Consider the following 2,911-nt stretch of genomic DNA (forward strand, 5'->3'; position numbering starts at 1 on the left):
GTTCAGAGTGCGGCGGCTGCTGCTGCCTCGTCGGTCTTCTCCGGTTCGGCGACGTGCTTCTCGGGGGCGTCGACCAGGGCGGCGAGGTAGCGTTCGGCGTCCAGGGCGGCGGAGCAGCCGGTGCCGGCGGCGGTGATGGCCTGGCGGTAGGTGTGGTCGACGACATCCCCGGCGGCGAAGACTCCGGGGATGCTGGTGCGGGTGGAGGGCGCGTCCACCGTCAGGTAGCCCTCCTCGTCCAGGGTGAGCACGCCCTTGAACAGCTCGGTGCGCGGGTCGTGGCCGATGGCGACGAACAGTCCGGTGGCCGGCAGGTGGGAGGTGGCGCCGGTGACGGTGTCGCGCAGGGTCAGCCCCGACAGCTTGCCGCCGTCCTCGTGGAGCTCGGCGACCTCGCTGTTCCAGGCAAAGGTGATCTTCGGGTCGGCGAAGGCGCGCTCCTGCATCGCCTTGGAGGCCCGCAGGGTGTCACGGCGGTGGACGATGGTCACCTTCTCGGCGAACCGGGAGAGGAAGGTGGCCTCCTCCATGGCGGTGTCACCGCCGCCGACCACGGCGATGTGCTGGCCGCGGAAGAAGAAGCCGTCACAGGTGGCGCAGTAGGACACCCCGCGGCCGGACAGCTCGTCCTCTCTGGGCAGGCCGAGCCGACGGTGCTGGGAGCCGGTGGCGATGATGACCGTCCGGGCGCGGTGCACGGCACCGGCGGAGTCGGTGACCGACTTGACCTCGCTCTCCAGGTCGACCGCGGTGATGTCGTCGGCGATCAGCTCGGCTCCGAACCGCTCGGCCTGGGCGCGCATGTTGTCCATCAGGTCCGGGCCCATGATGCCGTCGCGGAAACCGGGGAAGTTCTCCACCTCGGTGGTGTTCATCAGTGCACCGCCCGCGGTCACCGAGCCCTCGAAGACCAGGGGTGCCAGCGAGGCGCGTGCGGTGTAAAGCGCCGCGGTATAGCCCGCGGGCCCGGAACCAATGATGATCACGTTGCGGATGCCGTCGTTCGTCATGGCGCTCACGCCTCCGCCCGGGCGGTCTCGGCGTCGATCTCGGTGATCAGCGCTTCGATGTGGGCCTTGATCTCGTCGCGGATCGGGCGGACCGCCTCGACGCCCTGTCCCGCGGGGTCCTCCAGCTTCCAGTCGAGGTAGCGCTTGCCGGGGAAGACCGGGCAGGTGTCCCCGCACCCCATGGTGATCACGACATCAGACGCCTGGACGGCCTCGACCGTCAGCACCTTGGGCACCTCGGCCGACATGTCGATGCCAGCCTCCTTCATCGCCTCCACCGCGGCGGGATTGACCTCGCCGGCCGGCGCGGACCCGGCCGAGCGGACCTCCACGCGGTCACCGGCCAGGTGGGTCAGCCATGCGGCGGCCATCTGGGAGCGGCCGGCGTTGTGAACGCACACGAACAGCACGGACGGCTTGTCGGACATCACAGGTCTCTCTCACCTCTCGACGGAACCGGGGTGGCATCACCTCCGGCTGATGTGACAGTATCAGCACATGATGACGTCAGTCGACACTGACCTGATCCGGGTGCTCGCCGATCCGCTCAGGATGAGAATCGTGACCCTGCTGGCCACCGAGACGCTGTGCACCACCCACCTGGTGGCCGAGACCGGGGCCAAGCAGACCAACCTCTCCAACCATCTGCGGGTGCTGCGCGAGGCGGGTGTGGTGGAGACCGATCCCTGCGGCCGGTTCACCTACTACCGGCTGCGCCCGGACGTCATCGAATGCCTGGGCCGCTCCTTCACGGAACTGGCCCGCACCGCCCGGACCACCCGCGCCGCCGAGACGAAGAGGCCCTGCCCGTGACCACCGCCGAACCCGCCACCCAGCCCCCCACCGGAAGACCCACCGCAGCGGACGACTCGATCGTCAAGAAGCTCTCCACCCTGGACCGCTTCCTGGCGGTGTGGATCCTGCTCGCCATGGCCGCCGGCCTGGGCCTGGGACGCATGACCCCCGGCCTGAACGACGCCCTGGCCAAGGTCGAGATCGGCGGAATCTCCCTGCCCATCGCGCTCGGCCTGCTGATCATGATGTACCCGGTGCTGGCCAAGGTCCGCTACGACCGCCTCGACGCCGTCACCGGCGACAGGAGACTGGTCGTCACCTCACTGGTCGTCAACTGGCTCATCGGCCCGGCCGTGATGTTCGCCCTCGCCTGGATCTTCCTGCCCGACCTGCCCGAGTACCGCACCGGCCTGATCATCGTCGGACTCGCCCGCTGCATCGCCATGGTCATCATCTGGAACGACCTGGCCTGCGGCGACCGCGAGGCCGCCGCCGTCCTGGTCGCCCTCAACTCCGTCTTCCAGGTCCTCGCCTTCGGCCTGCTGGGCTGGTTCTACCTCGACCTGCTCCCCGGCTGGCTCGGCCTGGGCAACGGCGAGGCCCTGGACATCTCCATGTGGGAGATCGCCCTCAACGTCGTCATCTTCCTCGGCATCCCGCTGCTGGCCGGCTTCCTCACCCGCCACCTCGGCGAGAAGAAGATGGGCCGGGAGAACTACGAGCGGCGCTTCCTGCCGAAGATCGGCCCCTGGGCGCTGTACGGCCTGCTGTTCACCATCGTCATCCTCTTCGCCCTCCAGGGGAAGACGATCACCTCCCAGCCCCTCGACGTCGCCCGCATCGCCCTGCCCCTGCTGGTCTACTTCGCGCTGATGTTCTTCGGCACCTTCGCCCTGGGCAAGGCCCTCGGCCTGGCCTACGAACGCACCACCACCCTGGCCTTCACCGCCGCCGGCAACAACTTCGAACTGGCCATCGCCGTCGCCATCGCCACCTTCGGCGTCACCTCCGGCCAGGCCCTGTCCGGCGTCGTCGGCCCCCTCATCGAGGTCCCCGTCCTCATCGCCCTGGTCTACGTCGCCCTCGCCTGGCGCAAGAAGTTCACC

Annotated in this window: 4 protein-coding genes; 2 read left to right on the forward strand and 2 right to left on the reverse strand. The window is 69.0% G+C overall.

Annotated elements, in window-relative coordinates; genetic code table 11:
• Positions 1–2: 2 nt before the first annotated feature.
• Both trxB and CUT44_RS04550 read right to left on the reverse strand, forming a co-directional pair.
• Positions 3–1,010: a thioredoxin-disulfide reductase gene (gene trxB / locus CUT44_RS04545; RefSeq protein WP_100200844.1), complete on the reverse strand. Its 1,008-nt coding sequence runs from the start codon at positions 1,008–1,010 to the stop codon at positions 3–5.
• A gap of 5 nt (positions 1,011–1,015) precedes the next feature.
• Complete coding sequence (locus CUT44_RS04550) at positions 1,016–1,438, reverse strand: arsenate reductase ArsC (protein WP_100200845.1); 423 nt, start codon at positions 1,436–1,438, stop codon at positions 1,016–1,018.
• Between the two features lie 70 nt (positions 1,439–1,508).
• Between CUT44_RS04550 and CUT44_RS04555 the strand changes: the two genes are divergently transcribed.
• Complete coding sequence (locus CUT44_RS04555; RefSeq protein ID WP_100200846.1) at positions 1,509–1,823, forward strand: ArsR/SmtB family transcription factor; 315 nt, start codon at positions 1,509–1,511, stop codon at positions 1,821–1,823.
• Positions 1,820–2,911 (forward strand): ACR3 family arsenite efflux transporter (gene arsB / locus CUT44_RS04560; protein ID WP_269846164.1); only part of this gene is annotated, 1,092 nt, incomplete at its 3' end. The genes CUT44_RS04555 and arsB, both read left to right, overlap by 4 nt.

This window comes from Streptomyces carminius (assembly GCF_002794255.1).
GTDB lineage: Bacteria > Actinomycetota > Actinomycetes > Streptomycetales > Streptomycetaceae > Streptomyces > Streptomyces carminius.

Bases quoted from the DNA above. Each gene is read 5' to 3' on its own strand.
- CUT44_RS04555 (WP_100200846.1), top strand. From the start codon at position 1,509: ATGATGACGTCAGTCGACACTGACCTGATCCGGGTGCTCGCCGATCCG.
- CUT44_RS04550 (WP_100200845.1), bottom strand. From the start codon at position 1,438: ATGTCCGACAAGCCGTCCGTGCTGTTCGTGTGCGTTCACAACGCCGGC.
- trxB (WP_100200844.1), bottom strand. From the start codon at position 1,010: ATGACGAACGACGGCATCCGCAACGTGATCATCATTGGTTCCGGGCCC.